Source organism: Sphingomonas sp. (genome assembly GCF_026460985.1).
Classification (GTDB): Bacteria; Pseudomonadota; Alphaproteobacteria; order Sphingomonadales; family Sphingomonadaceae; genus Sphingomonas.
The window spans coordinates 95,567-117,554 of the sequence record NZ_JAPKNM010000094.1; the positions used below are offsets into that span (position 1 = coordinate 95,567).

General features: G+C 66.0%; 22 protein-coding genes and 1 riboswitch. Of the genes, 10 read left to right on the forward strand and 12 right to left on the reverse strand.

Translation table 11 applies throughout. From position 1 onward, the window contains the following. The first annotated feature begins 2 nt into the window (after positions 1-2). The 4 genes from MT490_RS15465 (at position 3) to MT490_RS15480 (ending at position 3,032) form a co-directional block, all read left to right on the forward strand. Positions 3-629: a zf-HC2 domain-containing protein gene (locus MT490_RS15465; RefSeq protein WP_297389620.1), complete on the forward strand. Its 627-nt coding sequence runs from the start codon at positions 3-5 to the stop codon at positions 627-629. Beyond that, positions 626-1,870 (forward strand): S8 family serine peptidase, encoded by a 1,245-nt coding sequence (locus MT490_RS15470; protein WP_297389623.1) that lies wholly within the window; start codon positions 626-628, stop codon positions 1,868-1,870. Before MT490_RS15465 ends, MT490_RS15470 begins: the two co-directional genes overlap by 4 nt. Positions 1,871-1,931: 61 nt before the next feature. Continuing rightward, the gene (locus tag MT490_RS15475) at positions 1,932-2,576 is read left to right on the forward strand and encodes a TorF family putative porin (RefSeq protein WP_297389626.1); all 645 of its coding nucleotides are present in this window, start codon (positions 1,932-1,934) and stop codon (positions 2,574-2,576) included. Between the two features lie 189 nt (positions 2,577-2,765). Further along, positions 2,766-3,032, forward strand: coding sequence for a cupredoxin domain-containing protein (locus tag MT490_RS15480; RefSeq protein ID WP_297389629.1), 267 nt, complete (start codon positions 2,766-2,768; stop codon positions 3,030-3,032). 35 nt (positions 3,033-3,067) lie between these two features. On the opposite strand, the gene MT490_RS15485 is transcribed toward MT490_RS15480, so the two are convergent. The 7 genes from MT490_RS15485 to MT490_RS15515 are packed head-to-tail and all read right to left on the reverse strand — an operon-like array spanning position 3,068 to position 10,699. After that, on the reverse strand, positions 3,068-4,456 hold the full coding sequence (locus MT490_RS15485) for a hypothetical protein (RefSeq protein ID WP_297389631.1): 1,389 nt from the start codon (positions 4,454-4,456) through the stop codon (positions 3,068-3,070). After that, positions 4,456-5,553, reverse strand: coding sequence for an amidohydrolase family protein (locus tag MT490_RS15490; protein WP_297389633.1), 1,098 nt, complete (start codon positions 5,551-5,553; stop codon positions 4,456-4,458). Before MT490_RS15490 ends, MT490_RS15485 begins: the two co-directional genes overlap by 1 nt. Continuing rightward, positions 5,553-6,224: a class I SAM-dependent methyltransferase gene (locus MT490_RS15495; RefSeq protein ID WP_297389636.1), complete on the reverse strand. Its 672-nt coding sequence runs from the start codon at positions 6,222-6,224 to the stop codon at positions 5,553-5,555. Before MT490_RS15495 ends, MT490_RS15490 begins: the two co-directional genes overlap by 1 nt. After that, entirely contained in the window at positions 6,221-7,855 is a 1,635-nt protein-coding gene (locus tag MT490_RS15500; RefSeq protein WP_297389639.1) for a radical SAM protein, read from the reverse strand. The genes MT490_RS15495 and MT490_RS15500 overlap by 4 nt, the downstream gene beginning before the upstream one ends. Further along, positions 7,738-8,550 (reverse strand): class I SAM-dependent methyltransferase, encoded by an 813-nt coding sequence (locus MT490_RS15505; RefSeq protein WP_297389642.1) that lies wholly within the window; start codon positions 8,548-8,550, stop codon positions 7,738-7,740. Before MT490_RS15505 ends, MT490_RS15500 begins: the two co-directional genes overlap by 118 nt. Continuing rightward, positions 8,550-9,356, reverse strand: a complete 807-nt coding sequence (locus MT490_RS15510; RefSeq protein WP_297389645.1) for a methyltransferase domain-containing protein — start codon at positions 9,354-9,356, stop codon at positions 8,550-8,552. Before MT490_RS15510 ends, MT490_RS15505 begins: the two co-directional genes overlap by 1 nt. Beyond that, a complete protein-coding gene (locus tag MT490_RS15515; protein ID WP_297389647.1) occupies positions 9,353-10,699 on the reverse strand; it encodes a radical SAM protein in 1,347 nt (448 codons plus the stop codon). Before MT490_RS15515 ends, MT490_RS15510 begins: the two co-directional genes overlap by 4 nt. A gap of 172 nt (positions 10,700-10,871) precedes the next feature. Here MT490_RS15515 and MT490_RS15520 point away from each other — a divergent pair, with 172 nt between their 5' ends. Genes MT490_RS15520 through MT490_RS15530 form a run of 3 tightly spaced genes read left to right on the forward strand, consistent with a single transcriptional unit; the run spans position 10,872 to position 14,043 of the window. Continuing rightward, positions 10,872-11,798, forward strand: a complete 927-nt coding sequence (locus MT490_RS15520) for a hypothetical protein (protein WP_297389649.1) — start codon at positions 10,872-10,874, stop codon at positions 11,796-11,798. Beyond that, positions 11,795-12,937, forward strand: a complete 1,143-nt coding sequence (locus MT490_RS15525) for a glycosyltransferase family 4 protein (RefSeq protein WP_297389651.1) — start codon at positions 11,795-11,797, stop codon at positions 12,935-12,937. The genes MT490_RS15520 and MT490_RS15525 overlap by 4 nt, the downstream gene beginning before the upstream one ends. After that, a complete protein-coding gene (locus tag MT490_RS15530; protein ID WP_297389654.1) occupies positions 12,928-14,043 on the forward strand; it encodes a glycosyltransferase family 4 protein in 1,116 nt (371 codons plus the stop codon). The genes MT490_RS15525 and MT490_RS15530 overlap by 10 nt, the downstream gene beginning before the upstream one ends. Here MT490_RS15530 and MT490_RS15535 read toward each other — a convergent pair. From MT490_RS15535 to ispH, 5 genes are all read right to left on the reverse strand, one after another. Beyond that, positions 14,033-15,289, reverse strand: coding sequence for a nucleotidyltransferase family protein (locus MT490_RS15535; protein ID WP_297389656.1), 1,257 nt, complete (start codon positions 15,287-15,289; stop codon positions 14,033-14,035). The genes MT490_RS15530 and MT490_RS15535 overlap by 11 nt on opposite strands. Positions 15,290-15,417: 128 nt before the next feature. Then, a complete protein-coding gene (locus MT490_RS15540; protein ID WP_297389659.1) occupies positions 15,418-16,440 on the reverse strand; it encodes a sulfotransferase in 1,023 nt (340 codons plus the stop codon). Between the two features lie 241 nt (positions 16,441-16,681). Then, a complete protein-coding gene (gene rnhA / locus MT490_RS15545) occupies positions 16,682-17,122 on the reverse strand; it encodes a ribonuclease HI (protein ID WP_297389661.1) in 441 nt (146 codons plus the stop codon). After that, on the reverse strand, positions 17,119-18,075 hold the full coding sequence (gene thrB, locus MT490_RS15550; RefSeq protein WP_297389663.1) for a homoserine kinase: 957 nt from the start codon (positions 18,073-18,075) through the stop codon (positions 17,119-17,121). Before thrB ends, rnhA begins: the two co-directional genes overlap by 4 nt. 114 nt (positions 18,076-18,189) lie before the next feature. Further along, positions 18,190-19,143, reverse strand: coding sequence for a 4-hydroxy-3-methylbut-2-enyl diphosphate reductase (gene ispH, locus MT490_RS15555; protein ID WP_297389666.1), 954 nt, complete (start codon positions 19,141-19,143; stop codon positions 18,190-18,192). Positions 19,144-19,259: 116 nt separating this feature from the next. Here ispH and MT490_RS15560 point away from each other — a divergent pair, with 116 nt between their 5' ends. The 3 genes from MT490_RS15560 (at position 19,260) to gcvH (ending at position 21,925) form a co-directional block, all read left to right on the forward strand. Then, entirely contained in the window at positions 19,260-19,898 is a 639-nt protein-coding gene (locus MT490_RS15560) for a hypothetical protein (protein ID WP_297389669.1), read from the forward strand. A 232-nt stretch (positions 19,899-20,130) separates the two neighbouring features. Then, positions 20,131-20,226, forward strand: a riboswitch (glycine riboswitch). Between the two features lie 160 nt (positions 20,227-20,386). Continuing rightward, positions 20,387-21,550: a glycine cleavage system aminomethyltransferase GcvT gene (gcvT, locus tag MT490_RS15565; protein ID WP_297389672.1), complete on the forward strand. Its 1,164-nt coding sequence runs from the start codon at positions 20,387-20,389 to the stop codon at positions 21,548-21,550. Positions 21,551-21,553: 3 nt separating this feature from the next. Beyond that, a complete protein-coding gene (gene gcvH, locus MT490_RS15570; protein ID WP_297389675.1) occupies positions 21,554-21,925 on the forward strand; it encodes a glycine cleavage system protein GcvH in 372 nt (123 codons plus the stop codon). The last annotated feature ends 63 nt before the right edge of the window (positions 21,926-21,988 follow it).

The window sequence follows — 21,988 nt, forward strand, 5'->3', positions numbered from 1 at the left end:
CGATGGGAAATCTTGTCCACTTGCACGGCGACGCGCACGAGCAAACGCTCAAGCTGCTGCCTTGGTATCTGAACGGCACCTTGGACGAAGCCGAGGCCGCGATGGTCGAGGCGCATCTGGTGGAATGCCCGTTGTGCAGCCGTGAGGCCGAGGGCGAGATTGCGCTCCGCAACGGTGTGACGAGCCTCGCGAACGATGTAGACCATGGCTGGGCGGCGATGCGCCAGAAACTGGAGACCGCCGAAACACCATCGCCCCAACGAACGCCCGTCTGGCGGCGGCGTGTCGGTCTGGGCTGGGCGGGCGCGGGCGCGCTCGCCGCGTCGGTCACGGCTGTCGCGCTCGCGTCGCTGCAACCCCATAGCCCTGACAATATCTATCACGCGCTTGGCGCGGCGCCGCTACCCAGCACTGCGAATGCGATCGTGCTGTTCAGTCCGGACACGTCGTCCCAGGTCATGCGCGATGCGCTCGCGGGTGTGGGCGCCCGCATAACCGATGGCCCGCTGGCGAGCGGCGGATACATGTTGCACCTTCCACCTTTGGAACGCGGCCGCCGCCTCGATCAGCTTCGTACCAAATCCGGCGTCGTGATGGCGGAACCGATAGACGCGCCGCCGGGACCATGATCAGAGCCCGCACATCCATGCTGGCGCTGGGATTGCTGCTCCCATCGTTGGCGGCGCAGGCTTCGCCGGCGCGCGCCAGCTACGCGCCTTCGCAGAAGCCCGCACAGGTCCTCGTCATGTTGCGCCTGCCGCCGCCGCATCTGCGGGCCGGAGCTAGCAATTCGGGCAGCTATGGCGATGCGAGCTCGCAGGCGGCCCGCCGGCGCACAGCCGAGCGCGCGGCGCGCGAGCGCGGAATGCGTGTATCGGACGGCTGGCCGATGCCGCTGCTGGGGGTCGATTGCTTCGTGTTCGATTTGCCCGCCGGGCTCAGCGTGGAGCGGGCGATCGAGCTGCTTTCGCAAGACAAGGCCGTGCTCTGGGCGCAGCCGATGCAGACGTACAAGGTTCGCGGCGGGCAACGCGATACCGATCCGCTCTATCCGATACAGCCCGCCGCGATGGCCTGGCGTCTGTCCGACCTGCACCGCTTTGCAACTGGACGCGGAATAACCGTCGCTGTGATCGACAGCAGGGTCGAGACGAGCCATCCCGACCTCGCCGGTCAGTTCAGCTTAAGTCAGGATTTCGTTGGGGGGCCATCGCGTGTCGCCGAGCAGCACGGGACTGGAGTCGCGGGCGTCATCGCGGCGAAGGCAAATAACGGCCTGGGGATCGCCGGCGTGGCACCCCAGGTCCGCTTGATGGCGTTGCGTGCGTGCTGGGAAAGCGGATCCGGTAGCGCGCCGACCCTGTGCAACACGCTCAGCCTTGCCAAGGCACTTCATTTTGCGATCGATCACAACGCCAACATCATCAACATGAGCCTTAGCGGACCGTCGGACCCGTTGCTGGGCAAGTTGCTGGATGTCGCTGCAGCGCGCCGTATCGCGGTCGTCGCGGCTTATGACGCGGATGCGGGGAATGGCGGCTTTCCGGCGTCCAAGCCCGGCGTCATCGCGGTTGCCGATGAATCTTTGCGATCAAGGCCTGCGACAGTGTACGGTGCGCCTGGTCGGGATATTCCCACTACGAAGCCGGGGGGTCGATGGTACGTCGTGAACGGCAGCTCCTACGCGGTGGCCCATGTCAGCGGGCTGCTTGCGCTCGTCCGGGAGCGGCGCCGTGGCCTGCCCATGCGCCTGGCGGTTCGAGGGAGAGGCAACGTCGTGGACGCCTGTGCGACGCTTCTGTCGGTTACGCGTTCTTGTGATTGCAGCTGTACGTTCCGCATCATGGCGAAGACTTCCGCAAAGCGCTGAGTTGATCGGGAAGTGGCTAGGCGCGTGCAGTGTCGCGCTGTTCGGCGGGCTTGTCTTTGCTATGCCCGCACAAGCGCAGCTGGCTGTGCGGGTATCGGCGGACAGCGACTATCGGCGGCGTGGCTATTCGGTCACCGATGGCCAGCCCGCGGTCACTGGCGCGCTGAGCTATGACGACCCTTCGGGCATCTATGCCAACGGCTTGATTGTAGTCGCACCGGACGATGCGGCCCCCGGCATCGGCGGCTTCGAGGCCGGTCTAGGCTATGCCACCCGAATCTCACGCACGGTTTCGGTCGAAGGCGGGGCAATCCACACGCGATATGCCCGTTCACCGGGCGGTCCGCTCGATCTGCGATATACTGAAGTCTATGCCGGCGTTTCCGTGAACGGGATCTCGGCGCGGGTCTATTATTCGCCCGACTATCTCGCACGGGACCTTCCCACGTTCTATGCCGAGCTTCAGGCGGGCATTCGCCTGCGGCGCGACTGGCACCTTGGCCTGCATCTCGGCGCCCTTACCTATCTGGACGGCCTTCCGCGCTATACCGCGCGGAGCCGCTATGACTGGCGCGCTACCGTATCGCGTAATCTGGGCCAGTTCGAAATCTATGCGGGGCTTTCGGGTCGCGGTCCGGGTGGCCGCTATTACGAACACCACAAAGGGCGTGCGGTTGCGACGGTCGGTGCGGCCTTTTCCTTCTGAACGACCAACGCCAGCGCCGGCGTTGAACCTGCGAGCCGTTCGCTTGCTCTAATCCTTTCGTAACCGGCTAGCGCGGCGACGCGTATGGCCTTTGGTACGAGGGAACGCGAAATGAGAGCAAGAACCAGAACTTTGGCTATAGCTCTGGCCGGGATCGCTGCCACGGGGGCCGTGGCGCACACGCTAGCAGTGCCTGTCGTCGCTCCGCGCGAGTTCACGGTGACCATGGCGAACATGTCCTTCGGCAAGCTTCCGAGCGGCGTTAAGGTCGGCGACGTGATCGTGTGGGTGAACCGGGATACCGTCCCGCATTCCGCGACCGCGCGGGACCGCAGCTTCGATGTGCGGCTGGGTCAGGGACAGCAAGTCCGCATGACAGTCAAGAAAGCCGGAACCTTCGCGATTTACTGCATTTATCACCCCGCTATGCGCGGAACGCTGACTGTCGCGCCCTAAAAGGCCCGCCGCAGCGCCTGCGGTGGGCGAGGTGCCTATAGCCGCAGGCGCAACGAGGCCTGGATCACCGTCTGAGCCTGGAAGGGTGTTTCGCCAGTTCGAATGCGGACCTCGCGCCGGCTCCGGACGTGCATCACCTCGACGAAGCCGGTGAGCATGTCGTTCAGCCGCCAACGCCCGGCAAGCGTGGCGGCGCCGCCGTCTTCGCTCTCCTCGGGAGCCATGCGGCTGCCGCGCTCGCGCGTATCGAACATCTCCAGCCGTCCGCTGATCTGGCCGCGGCCCTGTGCCACGTCCTGCGCGACCAGCACGAAGGCCGATCGATATTTGGTGTCGACCCAATAACGCGTCAGCCCGTGCGGGATGATGCCCATTTGGGTGGTGCCGTACATCGCCTGTGCGAGGATTCGGGTGCGCTCGCCGGGATAGGCTGAAATTCCGACATTCGCGAAGCGTGTACGCCAGCCCCATTGGAGCGAAGGGTTGAATGCCTCCGGATCGCCGCGATTGTCGTAGTAGAAGGCGTTGACCGAGAACGGCGCAGGCGGCCGCCATTCGAGCCGCCCATAGAAGCCGACGCGATCGTCGATCTCGAGCAGTGACCGCGTCGTCGGCGCCTGGGCGCGCGTCATGAAGGTGTTGAGCACCGGCAACTGAATATGCCCGAAAGCGGTGGCCTTCAGGTCGTGCAGCCCCCAGCCGCGGAACGACAGCAACGTGCCCGAGGTATCGTTGAAGCCGAAGGCGCCCCCGGTGAGCGACACATCATGCTTGCCGAACGTAGCGGTCAACGTGGCCTCGACCCCGACCACCTTCACTTCTTCGCCGATCCAAGCATTGATCGCCGAGGGAGTGATCGTGTGCACCGTGCTCCACGCACCGCCCGTCGCATGTTCGAGCGATATCTCTGGCCAATAAAGGCCGGCCTTGGCTGAGAAGCTCAGATGCTCGCCGCGGGAAGGGAGGAAGGTGACGAAGGCTTCGAGGAGATCGACCGCGTTCTCCTGATCGCGCTGCCAGCTCGCCGAGACGTTTCCGGCGAGCGAACTGGTGAAGCGGGGCGTCCAGATCAGATCCGCCTCAATGGGCAGCGGTACGATCCGGAAATCATTGTCGGCCGCTCCCGAAAATCGCGTCTTGCCCATGCCGCGATCGAGGAACGACCGTTCGCCATCGACCGCGACGATTCGGCCATCGAGCAGGATCGAGAGCGTTCGCCCCGACAGGATATCGGTAGAGGGCGGGCTTGGCGGTTCCTGATCCGGAACCGTCGCGGTCCCGGTCTGCGCGGGTTCGGCGGCGTCGTCCTGCGCCGCTGCGGTTTCGGTGATGGGAGGCAGGGCGTCCTGCGCGCTCGCCCTGGCTCCATGCACACCCAGAATTATCGCTGCGAGGCTGGCGCTGCGACGGGCCAATAAACGCATCAAAATGTCTCCTGCCTGATCGGTGCGATGCACTCGGACCTTGGTGCCAGATGGACGTCGTCAGGTTCAGTGTGATCGCTCGTCCATCGCGTCACGCCGCCCATTGCGCGCATCGCACCGAGAGGCAGCTTCGGCGCAAAGGCCGCGACGAGTTCGGGATGAAGGACGCGAAGTCTCCCGCCGGCCATCACCATCTGCACGTCGCTCGCACGCGCGCCGAGCAATGGCCGGGCCATCAGCACCAGATCGGCGGACGCGCCGCGAGCGAGCGTCGGCTCGGGCAGTCCGAGCACGCGCGCTGCAGTTGCGCCCACGGCGCCAGCGAGCCGCGCATCGGAAACCATCCCCAACTCACGCGCGCAGCGTAACTCGTCGAGCAGGTCGCCATCGCCGGTGAGCATCGAATCGCTCCCCAGCAGCAGATCGAGGCCCTCGGCGAGCAGTCCCGCCGGGGCGGTCCGGCCGAACAGGAACAGATTTGAGCTGGGACACCAGACCAGCGCCGCGCCCGATGCGCGAAACCGGTCGATCGCATCCCGGTCCATGCCCACCCCATGGACCGCAATCAGCCGGCTGGAAAGCTGTCCCGCATCGTCGAGCGTGCGGATCTCGTCAGCCGCTGCTGCGTCCATGCCCTCGGCCAGATGGAGGCAGAAGCGTTGCGCGGGCTTGAACCCGGTAGGCAATCCACCCATGCCGAGCGAATCGGCTTGTGCGATCCGCACCACCCGCAGCGGAAAGCTCCGCTCGAAATCGGCTTCCCAACGATCGTGATGCACGACGCTAGTGACTCCGGCGAAAAGATTCTTCCATGCTCCATCGAGCAGGGCCTCCCGTCTGGGCCGGCCCCTTCCCGCGGCGATGGCTGCGGCATCGCGGCGTTGAATATCCACGGCCCAGGCATAGGCGTTCGGGTAGGGCGGGCGGCCGAGCCGGCCATAATGGTTGCGGTGCAGGTGATCGTGCGCGTTGATGAGGCCGGGCAGGAGCTCGGATCCGGGCGCGTCGATCACCACGTCGAACGGACCTTCGGCCGCGACGATCCTGCCGCCGGCAACAGCCAGTGCCCGATTGCGCGCTCGGACCAGGAGGCGCATCAGTCTCGACGTCGAAAGCCGAGCGCGAGGACCAGCTTCAAGCCCAGATGCTCGTCGAAGAGAGCGGCGCGGCCTGCCGCCTCGTAGAACCGCCACTCGTCGGTGCTTATGCTGCCATGCACGACCTCCTCAGGATGCAGCCCGGCGTCCGTCGCGGCGGCGATGTGGTCCTCGAGCCGATGAAGATAATGCTCGACTTCGTGCACCACGCCTCCGGCGCGGAAGGTTCGCCGATGTCCCGCGGCATATGCCTCGGGATGGAAATCGGTGACGATGACCCGACCCCCGGGGACGGTGACCCGCGCCAGCTCGCGATAGACGGGCGCGCACTCCGGGAGATGGCCGATGACGAGCCGGCACCAAGTCACGTCGCTGCTGGCATCAGCGAGCGGCATGGCGCGGACATCGCTCGCGACGAAACGCATTGCCGGCGGGCAGGTGTGCCGCGCAAAGGCGAGCATCTCCTCCGACAGATCGACACCGGTCGCGCTCTTGGCGCCTGCTGCAAGCAGGCGTCGGCCGGTACCGCATCCGGCGTCGAGCAGCCGCGCCTCCCTCATTGAAGGTGTCATCGCCCGTACCAGTCGTTCCTCGACCGCACTGACCGCATTCTCGGTCGAGTAGCTCGGCGCCCAGAGCCGGTACGCGCTGCGCGCGTCGAGCGCCATCATGCCGGGACCTCGGTTTCTGCCGGCGGGCGGAGATGGCCATAGGCCTGCCGATCGTCCGGGGTCCGTCGCGCGAGCCGCTGCACGTGACGCAGCAGGCGTGGTTGCGCATAGTCCTCGCGCGCCCAGCGGCCGCGGGCGAGCCAGCTTCCGAGGACTTTTCCCCAAGGCCGCAGTTCGTTGTCGTGTATCGATGGAAAGCGGCTCATCAGGACGGTTCTGAAGTCGTCGACCCGATCCTTGAGGCGGCGGTCGAGCCAGGGGAGGTGCGGATCTTCATGGGTCATCCAGTGGACCCATTCCGGCTCCATCCAGGTATCGAGTTCGGTTGGCGTGCCCGTGAGCGGGTCGACATCGCCATAGGTGCCCGCGCGCTGCGGCGTCGGCGTGTAGAAATAGGTGATAAGCTCCATCGCCGGATTGATCGCCTTGAGCCGGCGAATGAAGTGTAGCGTGTTGTCGATTTCGCGCTCGGGGTCCTCGGGATCGCCGAACACGAAGGAGAATTCCGGGATGATCCCATATTCGCGCGTGCGCGCGGCGACTTCGGCGATCTGCGCAGTCGTCGTGCCCTTGGACATCTTTCGAAGCACTTCGTCGGAGCCCGATTCCGCTCCGCAGAAGATCATGCGCAACCCGGCGGCCTTGAGCATGCGCCATGTCTCGTCGGAGAAGCGGCAAAGCGCGTCCACCCGCGCCTCGCACCACCAGCTCAGGCCCAGCGGCAGCATGGCTTTGGCGATCTCGCGCGCATGCGCTTCGTTCAGGAAGAAGTTGTTGTCGTAGAAGTGCAGCGAATCCATGCCGTGCGCGGTCGCGAGGAAGCTGAGATGCTCCCGCATCCGCTCGGGTGACTGCACTTTCTCGCGTCGCCCATAAACCGATATCACGCCGCAGAAGCTGCAGGCATAGGGGCATCCTATGGAAGCCTGATAGACCCCTGAGCGCCGGCCCAGGATCGTCGGCTGAAGGTAGGCCGCGACGTCGATCTTGTGATAGGGCGGATCGGGCAGCTCGGCCGGGCCGACCCATTTGCGCTCGGGGGCGAGAAAGTGCGAGCCGTCAGGCCGGCGGAATCCCAGCCCCAGCACGCTTTCCGGGTCGCGCTTGCCGCGCACCACCTCGAGCAATTCGAGGAACGTCGTCTCGCCCTGGCCTTGCACGATCCAATCGACATGATCGGCATTCAGCACTGGGGCGGGGTAGAGGCTCGGGAAATAGCCGCCCCAGACGATCGGGATCGAGGGATAGCGCTGCTTGAGCGCCTTCGACAGCGGGACGGCGCTCACCAGTTGCGGCCCGGGAAGCACCGTGAGCGCGATCAATTCCACCGGATCGCCGCCTCCGGCCTGGCCGTCTATCCATCGGCAGATTTCCGCAAATACGTCGGCACCCGGCAAATTGCCGTCGACGATCTCCCAGGTTGTATCGGGCGGCAGGGCCGCGCCCAACGACATGATGCTGAGCGGAAAGCGCCGGTTCTTCGCCCGGGTGGCGCGAGAGTTGACAAAAAGAATCACGAAACCTCCGCCGTCCAAAAGTCGAAACGCGAAGGCGCGCGCGCGCCTTTTGCCGCGGCCAGCAGCGGGCGGAGCTCGTACCAAAGCGGGTAGAGCACGCGCGTCCGCCGCCACGTCAGGCCCAGCTGCACGGAAGCCGCGGATAGCCTCTCGCGCGTGAGGAATTCGATGAAGGGAAGCGAGAGCAGTGTGCCAGCCCGTTCGCCGAACGTGCTGGTCCCCGACAGGTATTTCTGCGCCACCATCGCCGCGCCGGCCCGGGCGCTGGCGTAGAAGGGCGAATCGAGAATCGCGATGCGTCCGCCGGGGCGGGTTACGCGTACCGCCTCCGCCAATGCCGCCGGCAGATCGGTGGCGTAATGAAGCGAGGCGTTGAACACTGCGATGTCCGCGGAATCTACTTCGATCGGCAGTGCGTCGAATGGGGCAACGAGCGGCGTGAAATGGGCGCGGGCGAGAAAGGCCCGCGCGGCGCCGAGCCCATCGATCTCATCGTCGCGAATATCGACAGCGGTACAGGAATGTCCGTCGAGTGCGAGACGGTAGCTCAACCAGCCATTGCCCGCACCGAGATCGAGGACGCGCAACGATCGGCCCTTTTCAGCGGCAAGCGGACGGACGACCCGCCTGTGAAAAGCATCGAACGTCGCCGCACGGACCTGCCATTGCCGCGCAAACGGACCGGAGGTGAGATAGGGCAGGCTAAGCAGCTGTTCCCCGCTATAGCCGCGCCCTTCCGCCGCGCGATGCGCGGCATATGCGGCACGGAAGCCGTCATGGGCGTCGGCGGTGATCGTCTCGCCGCCCATCACGCCGGATCCTCGACGCGCGTGAAGTGATAGAGAATATGATCGCCGAGAAACGCGAGCGGCCGCGCCAAGGCTCGATCCGCGGCTACCAAGGTGGAGAGCAGCCGGGGATGTTGCGATATCCAGGGTTCCGCCGCGCTCGGCGGAACGCACAGACCAAGCGCCGTAGATCGACGAAGGCGAAACCAGGGTGCCATCGCTCGCACGATATCCGCGCGACTGTGGTAGCGGACGGTGAACGCGAGTCCGCCCAATCGGGCCGGGACGTCGCTGCGCGACAGGCGCCGGAACATGTTGGCGAAACGCCCACGGGCGGCCTCCACGATCATCTCGCCCGGGCAGAAGCGGCCGAACAGCACGAGCAGGACGCTGCCGCCGGGGCGGATCAGTTGCGCAAGGCCATGTCCGACGGGTGCGAGATCGGAGACGCAATTCAGGGCCGCGAAGTTCGAATAGGCACCATCGAACCGCCCTGCACGGTCGAGGAGCCGATCCAGATGCTCGGCAGCAACCACCTCTGCCAATTCCACGCCCGGTCGTCGCCGGGCGATGTCGACCATCGAGGGTGAGGCGTCGGTCAACAGCACCGTTCGCTTGCGCGTCGCGATCCAGGCCGCGTCGAGGCCCGTTCCCCCTCCGATCTCGAGGAGGTGCGATCCTTCAGCGAATGCGTCGAGAAGCGCGGCGCGCACCACGCGGCGTTGCGCTTCGACACTTTTCCACTCGCCGAAGCGCTCGTCAAAATGGGGCGCGAGCGCGTCAAAGGCAGCCGCCGCCGGCAGCAGCGCCGGGACGTCGGCGTTCATGCGTGGCGTTCCATGCGGATTGGAGCGGGCGATCGGTGCTGCGCCGCGCGGCGCGCCAGATCGTGCCAGCGGAGATCCCCCGCCGCGCCCTGCGGCACTTCGGCATGGAGTGCGTCCCGCACCAGCCGGTAGAATTCGGTGTCGAACGTGCCCTGGAAGAGCATCGCCAGTTCCTCGGTATCGCGCCAGTTGCTGCGGCTGCCGAGCTCGTCGGCTACGCGCGCGTGAAACAGCGTACCAGGCAAGGGATAGGCAACCGAAACGCCGATCTCGTCCGGTGCTTCCTCGCGCACCAGATCGCGCGTCGCGATGATGTCCAACCATTCTTCGCCCGGATAGCCGAGCTGCAGGAACCAACCGACCGCAATGCCTTGGGCGCGGAGCAGGCGGGTCGCCGTGCGTGCCGAATCGACCTGCGTTCCCTTGTCCATCGCGTCGAGGATGCGCTGCGATCCCGATTCGATGCCAAGCCACACCTGCGCCGCGCCGGCCCGGCCAAGTCCGGCGGCGGTCTCCGGCGTGATGAGATTGGTACGGGACTGGATCATGAAAGGAATTCGGGCATTTCGGCGCGCGACTTCGTCAGCGAATTCATCGATCCATCTTGGCGTCATTCCGAAGATGTCGTCGGCGAACCAAATATGGTCGGGCTGGATTTCTCGCTTCACGCGCACGAGTTCGTCCGCGACCGAGGCTGGCAGGCGCTGGTTGTATCGGCGGCCGAATGTCGGCTTCGCGCACCAGTTGCATGCATAAGGGCATCCGCGCGACGTAGCCATGCTCCACGAAAAATAGCCGTGGGCGCTCCGCCAGGCGTCCCGATAGGCCCGAACATCAACCAAATCCCACGCCGGGAGCGGCAAGCTATCGATGGTGCGAGGCTGTTGGCCTGGAATGTCCTTGCGATCGCGCTTCCGCAACTGCGCAACGACAGCGGAAACGCCGAATTCGCCCTCGCCGGGGATCACCATCTCCGCACCGGCACCGTGGTAGAGTTCAGGGTGGTCCGAGGCATCCGGACCGTTGACCGCGACCGAGCATCCCCGTCGCTTGGCGATCTCGATCATCGCCAGCGCGTCCTGACGCCGGGTCTCGGTGCACATCTTGGTGAGGAAATTGAAGTTGTCCTCTATGAGCAGGACGATATCGGGTCGATGCCGGTCGAGCGCAGCTTCGAAAGCGGAAGACGCATCCGCGAATGTCGCGTCGAACAGCGCGATCTCATGCCCATCGTCGCGCAGGATCGCCGCCGCGAGCAAGGTCGTCAGCGGCGCATAGGGCTTTTGCCGTTCATGCTGCTTGTGATCGCGCTGGAGAAAGAAAGAGTGGGCGATCAGGATCACGTGAAATTTCCCGCTACGACACGACTGGGTTAGAGCCGCGCGCGTCCGGATGCGTTCAATGTGGGGAACCGATGCGGGGGATTTGAACCTGCCCCTGGCTTGGGGCCACCTATCGAGAGGTGACGGAGCATCGCAATTGAACCGGGGCGAGCAAGCGTTGGAAACGAGGGTCATGGCGCGCGTGGCACCCCGCGCGCCGGTTCGAACCGTCACAAACCTGTTGGCGGTTCCGCTATCGATTGCGTGCGAAGACGAGGCGGTGCTTGCCCGAATCGACGCGCTGTGCAGGCGCTGGCAGTCGCCCGGCAGCGACGATGGGAGGCGAGGCCTGCAGCTGGAGGTAGAGGTCGACGAACCGGCTCGGTCGGGAGGTGCCATCAGCCTGAACGTGCGCCATGCGCGGCTGCAATTGAGTGGATCGGAAGCACAAGGCTGGGCCGATGCCCGACTGGGCCTCGCGAAATGCGTGGTGGCGAGGAACTGGGTCGATTCCCACCGGTTCCTCGACGAAATCATCGAGCCGTTGCTGCTCTTCCTGCTCAGCCACGAAGACCGGACACCGATTCATGCGTCGGCATGCATGATCGACGGTATGGCGATGATCCTGGCCGGGCCCTCGGGATCGGGCAAGAGCTGCCTTGCCCATGCCGCTCGCCAGGCCGACCTTCCCGTGCTTTCCGACGACACGGTCCATGTGCAGCTTCGTCCGCATTTGCGGCTATGGGGCCTGCCGCGCCCGATCCACCTCTATCCGGGCGATGCGCCGGACGACGATAGCCCGCTGCGATGGCGCAACGGCAAGCTGAAGCGCTCGATCGCGAGCGCCGACTGTCGACCGCTCATGGCCGTACGCGCCGTGCTGTGTTTGCTCGAGCGCGGCGATACGGTCGTGCTCGAAATCCGCGAACCGCACGAGGCGTCTCCGCTCCTGCCAGACCTTGAGCCGGGCTTCGATCTTCTGGCGGCGCAGAGCCGCGAAGCCTATGCAGCGCTCTCTGCGCGCGGCTATGCCCGGCTCACGCTCGGCACCGATCCGGCTCAGGCGATCGCGGTGTTGCGCTCTCATGCCGGAGCGCTGGCGCAAATCGCCGCGCCATGAGCATCCGCGTGGTACAGATTTCCTGCACGCCTTCCGGCCCGGGATGGAGTCTCGACGAGCGCTTGCACCGCTGGCCCACGACCGCCGATATCGCCAACGCCGTTGCCGGTGCGGGCGCCGACGTCACGGTGCTGCTGGCGGGAACCGAGCGGGAGGATCTTCGCCGAGGCAATATACTTTATCGCCAGTTCCCCCAGCTGCGCTGGCCGATGCTCGCCGACCCGTTCTGGTCACGCGCCGCGGGCCTGGCGCTGGCGCATCGCCCGGATATCATCCATGTCGCCGGGCTAGAGGCTCCGGTGCCGACGCGCGCGCTTTGCGCTTCTGGCATCCCGGTGCTCGTACAGGATCACGCCAGCAGGCCGAAGCGCCGGACGGCCGCGCTCTGGCGCTGGGGTCATAGCAGGATTGCGGGCGCGGCATTCACCGCCCGCGCCCAGGCGGATCCGTTCCTGAAGCGCAGGCAACTCCCCGCGCATGCCCAAATCTTCGTGATCCCAGAAAGCTCGAGCCGCTTCTCGATGGGGCGGCGCGATGAAGCGCGTGCGCGTTCCAACATCTTCGGCGCGCCCGCATTGTTGTGGGTCGGGCATCTGAACGCCAACAAGGATCCGCTGACGGTGCTCCGGGCGATCCGGCTGGCAAGGCCTTATCTGCCCGATCTCCAGCTCTGGTGCGCCTTTGGCGACGCGCCGCTCCTGCCGGAGATCAACGCGATGCTCGCCGACGATCCGAACCTCGGATCGCGAGTCCATCTGATGGGACGGCTTCCCCATAGCGAGATGGAAACACTCTATCGGGCGTGCGACGGGTTCGTCAGCGCAAGCCGGAGGGAAGGCTCTGGCTATGCGTTGATTGAAGCGCTTGCCTGTGGCCTTCGAGCTATCGTGACCGATATCCCGTCCTTTCGTGAGTTGACCGGCAATGGGGTCGTTGGATCACTTGTGCCGATCGGCGATGCGGATGCGATGGCCGAGGCGCTCGTGTCGGAGTTCGGCGGAAGCGCGCATCGCAGCGAGGCGGGAAGCCGCGAGGTTCGCAGGCATTTCGATACGCATCTCAGCTTCGCGGCGATCGGCGCAAAGCTGATGCACGCCTATGCGGTACTCGCCGCCGGATCGCGCCGCGCATGCGAATAGCGCTGCTCGTTCCCGGCGGCGTCGATCGCACCGGCACGGAGCGGGTGATCCCGTGCCTGCTCTGGTTGATCGAAGGGCTGGTCGCCGCCGGGCACGAGGTGATGGTGTTCGCCGCGCGTCAGGAGCGTCTGCCGGCGCAATGGGAGCTGCTCGGTGCGCGCGTCCACAATATCGGGCGCCGCCCCGGGGCCCCGCGCATGCTGGCGGCGTTGTTCGCCGAGCATCGCAGGGCACGTTTCGACGCGATCCACGCCTTTTGGGCCCAGGGATGCGGGGTTGCGGGCGGCATCGCGGGACGGGTTCTCGGCATTCGCAGCGTCCTAACGCTGCCGGGCGGCGATCTCGAGGCGCTTCGCGATATCGGCTACGGCGGCAGATTGACCCTGCGCGGCCGCTTCGAGGGGTGGCTGGCCACGCGGCTTGCCGACAAGGTCACGGCTCCGAGCAATCATCTATGCGATCGCGCCGCGCGTCTCGGGATCAGTGCCACCTTCCTCCCTCTCGGCGTTGCCTTGGATCATTGGCCGCCGCGGTCGCCGCGCGCTCGCGAGCCTTCGGAACCGATCGCCCTTCTTCACGTCGCCAGCCTCAATCGGGTCAAGGACCAATCGATGCTGCTGCGGGCCATGCAGGCGCTTTCGGCTTCCGGGCAGCCTTTCGTGCTGACGGTGATCGGAGAGGACACGCTCGACGGCCAGATCCAGCGATTGGCGATGGCCCTCGGCATCGGCGCGTTCGTGCGCTTCATCGGTTTCGTGCCGCACCATGATCTACGCGCCTGGGTCGAACGCGCCGATCTGCTGGTGATGACGTCGCGTCATGAGGCGGGTCCGCTCGTGACGCTGGAAGCGGCCATTGCGGGCGTTCCCACAATTGGTACCGAGGTCGGGCATATCGCGGACTTCGCACCGACCGCCGCGGTCGCCATAGGCGTAGGCGATCACGACGCGCTGGCTGCGAATATTCGGCGCCTCGCCCAGGACGAGGCATTGCGGATGTCGATCGCCAGTGAAGCGCAGCGCCGCGCGCTCGCTTATGACGCCCAGAGGACGGTGCGGGGGTTCTGCGCGCTCTATATCGGCGGGGAGGGGGAAATCAGCGCGTAAAGCCTCTACGGAGCGCGCGGCGGATGAATTCGCCATAGCGCGCCGGGATCTGCCGCCAGGGAAGATCGGGCACGAGATCCGCTCCGATCTGTCGCACATGCTCCAGTGCCCCGCTCGCCCACATGTAATGCACCCGTAACGAACTGCTATCCAGGCATTGCGCGCCGGCGGGCGTGCGGTCGCGCACCCATTGCCGCACGCGCGGGGGCGATGCCTGGGCGCAGATCTCGATCACGCTTGCGGGAACGGTTCCCGGAGCCAGCTTCTCGACCAGGGCCAGCGCCGGGAAAGCGATCCCCAGCGCCTGGCTCCTGGTTCCCAGCTCGATGAAGGCATCCCAATCGAGATTTCCCGTCCGGGAATCCTGGCGGATCACCAGTACCAGATCGACAAGGCGAACAAGCGAAAGGTTCACTCGGACGGCCGCGCCGATATGCGAAGCCAGATGCAGCAGCAAGGCAGGCTGCGCGAGTGTCGTGGCATTGCGATCGAGCGGCCAATCCGATGCGCGAAACGGGCCCACCAGCTGGTCGAGCGATGTCTTGGATGCCCCGCTCGCCGGTTTCTGGTCGATGGAATGGTGCAGGTCTATCGACCACGGGTCTTCGGCATGTGCGAGCAACAGCGAACGAACCGCACGGGAAATGCCCGCCAAGGCCCAGGTCGTCTCCTTGTAGTTTCGGGAAATCAACTCGAACCCGTTGGATGCGAGAACTTCCTCGGCAACTTCCTGATCGGCGCCACCACCAGTCAGTAGGTCGATATCCGAAACCGGCCGGGTGCCGGGCTCGGGAAAATAGGCGAAGGCGAGATGCATGCCCTTGAGCACGGTGACGTCCACGCCGGACGCTGCCAGCAAGCCGACGACATCGCGCGCCCGTTTCGCAAGCATGGCCATCCGACGACGATTATGATCGAGATGAAGCGCGAGAAGTGCGGCCGCATCGGTATCGGCCAGGACCAGGCCTTTTTCGATCCAGTAGCCGACGAGCGGACCTACGCCGCTCGTATAGGCGGCCAGGCTGAGCGCTGGAATGTCGTGCAGCGCCTCCAGCCTGGCAGGAGCGCCGGAGAGCACTTGCCGAATGACTGCTTCCAGCGCTTCCAATGCGCCGCGCCAGGCGCGTGGCGCGATGTCCGGCCATAGCCACAGCACCTTGCCGTTGCGGCGCGCCCATATCTGGCGCGCCTCGAACGTTTCTGGTGAGATCTCGAAATCCCTAGCGTCCATCGGCGCGATGCCCAATCGCCAACCACGACTTTGTGCTCATCTTCGCAACCGCCCGCCGCCGCAATTTCATGACCGGCGCACACATGGACGAAACTGTGGACTTCCTCGCCATGTCGGTGAGTGACGGCCAGATGCCCGAAGGTTCAAGCCAGGTCGCGCACCACCTTCCGATAATAGATCCGGGCGACTTCGAGACAGACTCTTTCGAATGCGGACCAAGGCGGGGGTCGAGAGAATGGCGCCGCGTAAGAGCTGTTGGGAGACGCGGGCAAGCCGGCGACCGATTGTTCCTGGAGCGCGGGGTGATCGGCGATCCCGAGAAAGCGCGCCACCCGCCGCATCGTGCCGACTCGATCCCCGACGAGGGCGTCATATGACACTATGAGATATTGATCGTCCGGCGCCGCCCGCATGAAGTGGCGGCAGATGCGATATGAGCGGATCATTTCGCGAAACGCTGCTGTCATGGACGCGGCGTCGGCATTCGAATGCGGCAACAACGCCCGATATGATGCAGCCGCGCCCTTCGGGTCTCGCACGACATGGATGACCCTGGCTTGTGGGAACATCTGCCAGATTCTCGGCAAATGGCGCTCGGTTCCCGGTGTTTTCTCGATCCACCAGGCCAGATCGTCGAAGACCTGCCCACGCGTCTTGGCGAATGCGCAGGCTATCGCCGCGAGGTCCGCAGCCGGCACCAGGGCATCGCGCAGCAGCGTCGCATGGTTCGCATAGCAGCGCGCGAAGTCCGCGTAGGGAGATATGCTTTCGGTGCTCCGTCCCAACAACCAAAAAGGCGGCTGATTGATCGGATTGACCAATCGACGCAGCCATTCGCGCCCGACGAAGGAAAGCCTTTGGTCCCATGTGCGCGACGCGACCTTTCTTTCCATCGCGCCGAAATAGCTCGCTTCCGCAGGTAGGACGCAGAGTGCAGGGTGCCCGTCAAGAAGGTCCCGGACCAACGTCGTACCACTCCGATGCGCCCCGCAGATGAATGTTGGCTGCCGGGCGAACGCGATTGTCGCGTCGATGACGGCGTCATCTAGCGGATTCGGTGCCTTCTCGACAAACTCCCAGACCGCATCGCTCCATCGTTCGCCTGCGTGCTGCCACTCGGGTGCGAACTGCTGCTGCGTGCGATGATCCACCAGGCGCGCGTCCAACTCCGCTTCAAGCGGGAGCAGGCGCGAAAAGTCCCGTGTGTCGCTATTCGCTAAGTCCGACAGGGAAGAGTCCTCCAAGATACCAGGTCGCGGCCTAGCAGGGCTTCGATCTTCACCATTTGCGGCAAGAAACGCATACAGGGCGAAATAGCAAAATCGACCTTCGCGACAAAGTGCCGCGATATGTCCGCTTGGCTTCTAGTTCTCATTCATCCCCGCGGAGCGCGGTTCTCATCGCGCTTCACATCCGCAGCGCGGCGTCGCTGGCGAGCTTGTCCGCGCGCTCATTGTCCGGATGGCCGGCGTGACCCTTGACCCACACCCATTCGACGCGGTGCGGCTTGGCGGCGGCGAGCAGTTCCTGCCACAGATCGGCGTTCTTGACCGGCTTCTTGTCCGCGGTCCTCCAGCCGTTCTTGAGCCAGCCGTGGATCCACTTGGTCAGGCCGTCCATCACGTAGCGGCTGTCGGTGGAGAGCGTCACGCGGCACGGGCGCTTGAGCGCACCCAGCCCCTGGATCGCCGCCATCAGCTCCATGCGATTGTTGGTCGTGTGCGGCTCGCCGCCCGACAATTCCTTCTCGACGCCGCCCATGCGCAGCACCGCGCCCCAGCCGCCGCGCCCGGGATTGCCCTTGCACGCGCCGTCGGTGGCGATCTCGACATGCTGGAGTTCGGTCACGCGAAGATCCTTGCCCCCTGTTCGGCATAGAAATCGAGCCGGCGCAGATAGGCGAGCGGATCCTTCCGCGTCACCAGCGCGTCGGCGGGCGTGTTGAGCCAGTCCCAGGCGCGGGTGAGCAGGAAGCGGATCGCCGCGCCCTCGGCGAGCACCGGCAAAGCGGCGCGCTCCTCGGGGAGCAAAGCGAAATTGGCCGCATAGCCCTCGACCAGCGCGCGCCCGACCGCGTCGTCATACTGCGCGCCGGTGGCATCGAACGCCCAGGCGCCGTGCATCACCGCGAGATCGTAGGCCCGCACCTCGGTGCAGGCGAAATAGAAGTCGATCAGCCCGGTGACCCGGTCGCCGAGCATCAGCACGTTGTCGGGAAACAGATCGGCGTGGATCGCAGCGCGCGGCAGGTCGCGCGGCCAGCTTGCCAACAATTTGTCCAGAGCCTTGTCCACATGGTCGTAGAGGCCGGGCCGGATCGAATCCATCGCGCGCCCGCAGCGCTCGAACAAAGGGCGCCAGTCGTCGGGGCCGAGCGAATTGGCGCGCTCGGGCGCGAAGTCTCGCAGCGCCTCGTGCATCCGCCCCATCGCAGCGCCGGCGGCGTGCGCCTGGCGCGACGTCGGGTGCGACACCGACACGCCGGAGAGGAACTGGATCAGGCAGGCGGGGCGCCCCTCGATCTCGTGGATGGTGCGGCCCGTGCGGTCGGGCACCGCCGGAGGGACGGGCAGGCCGCGATCGGCGAGATGGTCGAGTAGCGCGAGGAAGAAGGGCAGGTCCTCCGCGGACACCCGCTTCTCGTACAGCGTCAGGATGAAGCGGCTCTTGGTGGTGTCGACGAGGTAGTTGGAATTCTCCACCCCCTCGGCGATGCCCTTGGCCGAGACGAGCTCGCCCATGTCGAACTTCGCGAGAAAGTCCGAAAGCGCCTCGGCCGAGACCTGTGTGTAGACCGCCAACCGCTCCCCCTCTTCGTCATCCCCGCGAAAGCGGGGACCCATCTCCCGGATGGGCCGCGGATACAACCGCAGTTGTGCTTGGGGAAGCGATAGGAGATGGGATGACGGTAAGGACTATGCCGCTTCCAGGCCGCGGGGAAGCTTGAAGACGACGCTCTCGGCGATCGTCTCGACTTCGCGCTCGGCCACGTCGAAGCGCGTGCCGAGCCGCTCGACGACCTCGCGCACCAGCAGTTCCGGCGCCGAGGCTCCCGCGGTGAGCCCGACCGTGCGCACGCCTTCGAACCAGGCGAAGTCGATGTCGTCGGCGCGCTGGATCAGCGTCGCTTCGGTCCCGTTCCGCACCGCGACTTCGACGAGGCGCATCGAGTTGGACGATTTGGGCGAGCCGATCACCAGCACCAGATCGACCTGCTCGGCGAGCGCCTTGACCGCGCTCTGGCGGTTCGAAGTGGCGTAGCAGATGTCGTCGGCGCCGGGCGCGAGGATCGCGGGGAAACGGCGCTTGAGCACCGCGAGCACGGCCGCGGTATCGTCGACCGAGAGCGTGGTCTGGGTGAGGAACGCCAGATTGTCCGGATCGGCGATCGCGACCGCCTCCGCGTCCTCCACCGTCTCGACCAGCGTCATCGCGCCTTCGGGCACCTGGCCGAAGGTACCGATCACCTCGGGATGCCCGGCATGGCCGATGAACAGGATGTGCCGCCCGGACGCGACCAGCCGCTCGGCCTGGCGGTGGACCTTCGAGACCAGGGGGCAGGTCGCGTCGAGATAGGAGAGACCGCGCTCGGTCGCCTTGGCGGGCACCGCCTTGGGCACGCCGTGCGCCGAGAACACCACCGGCACGTCGTCGGGTACCTGGTCGAGCTCCTCGACGAAGATCGCGCCCTTCGCCTTGAGGCTGTCGACGACATATTTGTTGTGGACGATCTCGTGGCGCACATAGACCGGCGCGCCGTATTTCTCGATCGCCAGTTCGACGATGCGGATCGCGCGGTCGACGCCCGCGCAGAAGCCGCGCGGCGCGGCGATGAGCAGTTCGAGCGGCGGTTTCCGGGTCGCGTCCATGACAGGGCGCGCTCTACGCGATTGCTTGCGCGCGCGAAAGGCGGTTCCTATGGTGCCCGCCGTTTCCGGGCCCCGCGATGCGAGGCCCGTTGTTCCGTCTGAAAGGTGTACCGCCCGTGTCGCTCGCCAAGCTCGCCGTCCCCGCCCTGATCCTGCTGGCCGCCGGCGGCTGCTCCCGCACCGGCGAGATCGCCGAGGGCGGCATCACCGCGGTGCGCTCGGCCTGCCCGCATGTCGGCGTCCCCGCCGGCACCGGCGACGTCACGCTGTTCAACCCGGCGAACAGCCGCGAGGCGAGCGCGATCGACGTGACCGCGGTGCTCACCAACGTCCAGTCGACCTGCGACGAAACCGGCCCGCAGATCCAGACCAACGTCACCTTCGACGTGCTGGCGCGGCGCAACCAGCCCGGGCCGGCGCGCGACGTGACCTTGCCCTATTTCATCACCGTGGTGCGCGGCGGCAACGCGGTCACCGCCAAGCGCATCGGCCAGGTGACGGTGCGCTTCGCAGAAGGCCAGCTCCGCGCGCAGGCGAGCGGGCAGGGGAGCGCCAATATCGATCGCGCCGCGGCGACTCTGCCGGAGGAAGTGCGCCGGCGGCTGACCGAGCGCCGCAAGGCGGGCGACCAGGCCGCGGCGATGGACCCGCTCGCCGATCCGGCGATCCGTCAGGCGGTGCTCGCCTCGACCTTCGAGGCGCTGGTCGGCTTCCAGCTGACCGAGGACCAGCTGAAGTACAACGTCACGCGCTAAACTGATTCCCCTCCCTGCAAGGGAGGGGCTAGGGGTGGGTGAGAATAAGGTCGGGCTCGATGCCCGGCCTTTTCTTTTGCGGCGGCGTTGCGAGGCTCGCTGCGCTCGCCACCCACCCCCGACCCCTCCCTTGCAGGGAGGGGAGTCCTTGTGGGGTAAGGGCAGCGTTTCGCGATTGACTCGAATCACCCCCCCGGCCAAGGCTGCGCGCGTCGATGGCGGGCAACCGGCATAGGCACGCGCGGGAGAGTGGCGGTCCTTCAAGGGCTGCCCGCCGAAGGAGCAACCGCCCCGGAATCTCTCAGGCACCAGGGACCGCGCGCGCTGTGACACTCTGGAAAGCGCCGCCGAGGAGGCGGCCACCGAAGGGGTAACCCCGGATCGCGGTCCGGGGGAAAGCTCTCAGGTTCCGTGACAGAGGGGGCGAGGGACTATGACGCACGACCGTGCGTTCGGTACCTCGTTCATACCCCGCGCGGAGTGCCCTGATGAGCCAAGACGTCACCGAAACCGGCGAAGAAACGCTGGAGCTTCAGCAGCTTCCCCTCGACGCCTGGCACCGCGCTCGCGGCGGCCGGATGGTCCCGTTCGCTGGCTACGAGATGCCCGTCCAATATGAGGGCATCATGGCCGAGCATCTCTGGACGCGCGACCATGCCGGGCTGTTCGACGTCAGCCATATGGGTCAATTGCTCTTCTCCGGCCCGGGCGTCGATGCTGAGCTCGAGACGCTGCTGCCGGGCGACATCAAGGGGCTGGGCGAGGGGCGGATGCGCTATTCGCTGCTCCTCGCCGAGAATGGCGGCATCCATGACGATCTGATGGTCACCCGGCTGCCCGCCGGCACTGGCTTCGAGACCGAGGCGGGCGACTTCTACATGGTCGTCAACGGCGCCTGCAAATGGGACGATATCGGGGTTTTCCGCGAGCTGCTGCCCGACGAGGTCGGCATCAGCCATCTCGACGAGCAGGCTTTGCTCGCGCTGCAGGGCCCCGAGGCGGTGATCGCGCTCGAGCGAGTCGTTCCGGGCGTCGCCGCGCTCGTTTTCATGACCGCCGCGGCGTTCGAGTGGCAGGGCAACCCGCTGTGGGTGAGCCGCTCGGGCTATACCGGTGAGGACGGCTTCGAGATCTCGCTCCCCGGCGAGGCCGCCGAGGCCTTTGCCGAGGCGCTCTGCGCCCAGCCCGAGGTCAAGCCGATCGGGCTCGGCGCGCGCGATTCGCTGCGGCTCGAGGCGGGGCTGCCACTCTACGGTCACGATCTCGATCTCGAGACCACGCCGGTCGCCGCCGATCTCGGCTTCGCGCTGTCGAAGCGCCGCCGTGAGGAAGGCGGCTTTCCCGGCCACGCCCGGATCATGGCCGAGCGCGAGGGCGCCGCGATCGTCAAGCGCGTCGGGCTGATCGTCGAGGGCCGCCAGCCGGTGCGCGAGGGTGCCGCGGTGGTCGATGCCGAGGGCACCGAGGTCGGCAAGGTGACCAGCGGCGGGTTCGCGCCCTCGGTCCAGAAGCCGATCGCGATGGCCTATGTGCCCGTCGCGCTCGCCGCGCCCGGCACGCGCATCACGCTCGCCCAGCGCGGCAAAGTCCATCACGCGGAGGTCGCAGCCATGCCCTTCGTGTCCCATCGCTATGTCAGGAAGGGAAGCTGACCCATGAGCCGTTATTTCACTGAAGATCATGAGTGGATCCAGGTCGACGGCGAGGTCGCGACGGTCGGCATCACCGACTATGCGCAGGGCCAGCTGGGCGACATCGTGTTCGTCGAGACCCCCGAAGAGGGCAAGACCGTCAGCAAGGGCGACGATGCCGCGGTGGTCGAATCGGTCAAGGCCGCGTCGGACGTCTATGCGCCGGTCGCCGGCACGGTGATCGAAGGCAATGCCGCGCTCGCCGACAATCCCGCGCTCGTCAACGAGGACCCCGAGGGCGAGGGCTGGTTCTTCAAGCTGACGCTCGCCGATGCGAGCGAGCTGGAGAGCCTGATGGACGAGGCCGCGTACCAGGATTTCGTGAGCAAGCTTTGACCTAAACGAAGCCCCTCCCCTTCAGGGGAGGGGTAGGGGGTGGGGGACGTCTCACCGAGACCG

What these genes read in the sequence shown, in the direction of transcription:
- MT490_RS15475 (WP_297389626.1), top strand. Translation starts at nt 1,932, where the DNA reads ATGCCCGCACAAGCGCAGCTGGCTGTGCGGGTATCGGCGGACAGCGAC.
- MT490_RS15465 (WP_297389620.1), top strand. Translation starts at nt 3, where the DNA reads ATGGGAAATCTTGTCCACTTGCACGGCGACGCGCACGAGCAAACGCTC.
- MT490_RS15495 (WP_297389636.1), bottom strand. Translation starts at nt 6,224, where the DNA reads ATGATGGCGCTCGACGCGCGCAGCGCGTACCGGCTCTGGGCGCCGAGC.
- MT490_RS15525 (WP_297389651.1), top strand. Translation starts at nt 11,795, where the DNA reads ATGAGCATCCGCGTGGTACAGATTTCCTGCACGCCTTCCGGCCCGGGA.
- gcvH (WP_297389675.1), top strand. Translation starts at nt 21,554, where the DNA reads ATGAGCCGTTATTTCACTGAAGATCATGAGTGGATCCAGGTCGACGGC.
- MT490_RS15510 (WP_297389645.1), bottom strand. Translation starts at nt 9,356, where the DNA reads ATGAACGCCGACGTCCCGGCGCTGCTGCCGGCGGCGGCTGCCTTTGAC.
- MT490_RS15505 (WP_297389642.1), bottom strand. Translation starts at nt 8,550, where the DNA reads ATGGGCGGCGAGACGATCACCGCCGACGCCCATGACGGCTTCCGTGCC.
- MT490_RS15530 (WP_297389654.1), top strand. Translation starts at nt 12,928, where the DNA reads ATGCGAATAGCGCTGCTCGTTCCCGGCGGCGTCGATCGCACCGGCACG.
- gcvT (WP_297389672.1), top strand. Translation starts at nt 20,387, where the DNA reads ATGAGCCAAGACGTCACCGAAACCGGCGAAGAAACGCTGGAGCTTCAG.
- ispH (WP_297389666.1), bottom strand. Translation starts at nt 19,143, where the DNA reads ATGGACGCGACCCGGAAACCGCCGCTCGAACTGCTCATCGCCGCGCCG.
- MT490_RS15470 (WP_297389623.1), top strand. Translation starts at nt 626, where the DNA reads ATGATCAGAGCCCGCACATCCATGCTGGCGCTGGGATTGCTGCTCCCA.
- MT490_RS15520 (WP_297389649.1), top strand. Translation starts at nt 10,872, where the DNA reads ATGGCGCGCGTGGCACCCCGCGCGCCGGTTCGAACCGTCACAAACCTG.
- MT490_RS15485 (WP_297389631.1), bottom strand. Translation starts at nt 4,456, where the DNA reads ATGCGTTTATTGGCCCGTCGCAGCGCCAGCCTCGCAGCGATAATTCTG.
- MT490_RS15490 (WP_297389633.1), bottom strand. Translation starts at nt 5,553, where the DNA reads ATGCGCCTCCTGGTCCGAGCGCGCAATCGGGCACTGGCTGTTGCCGGC.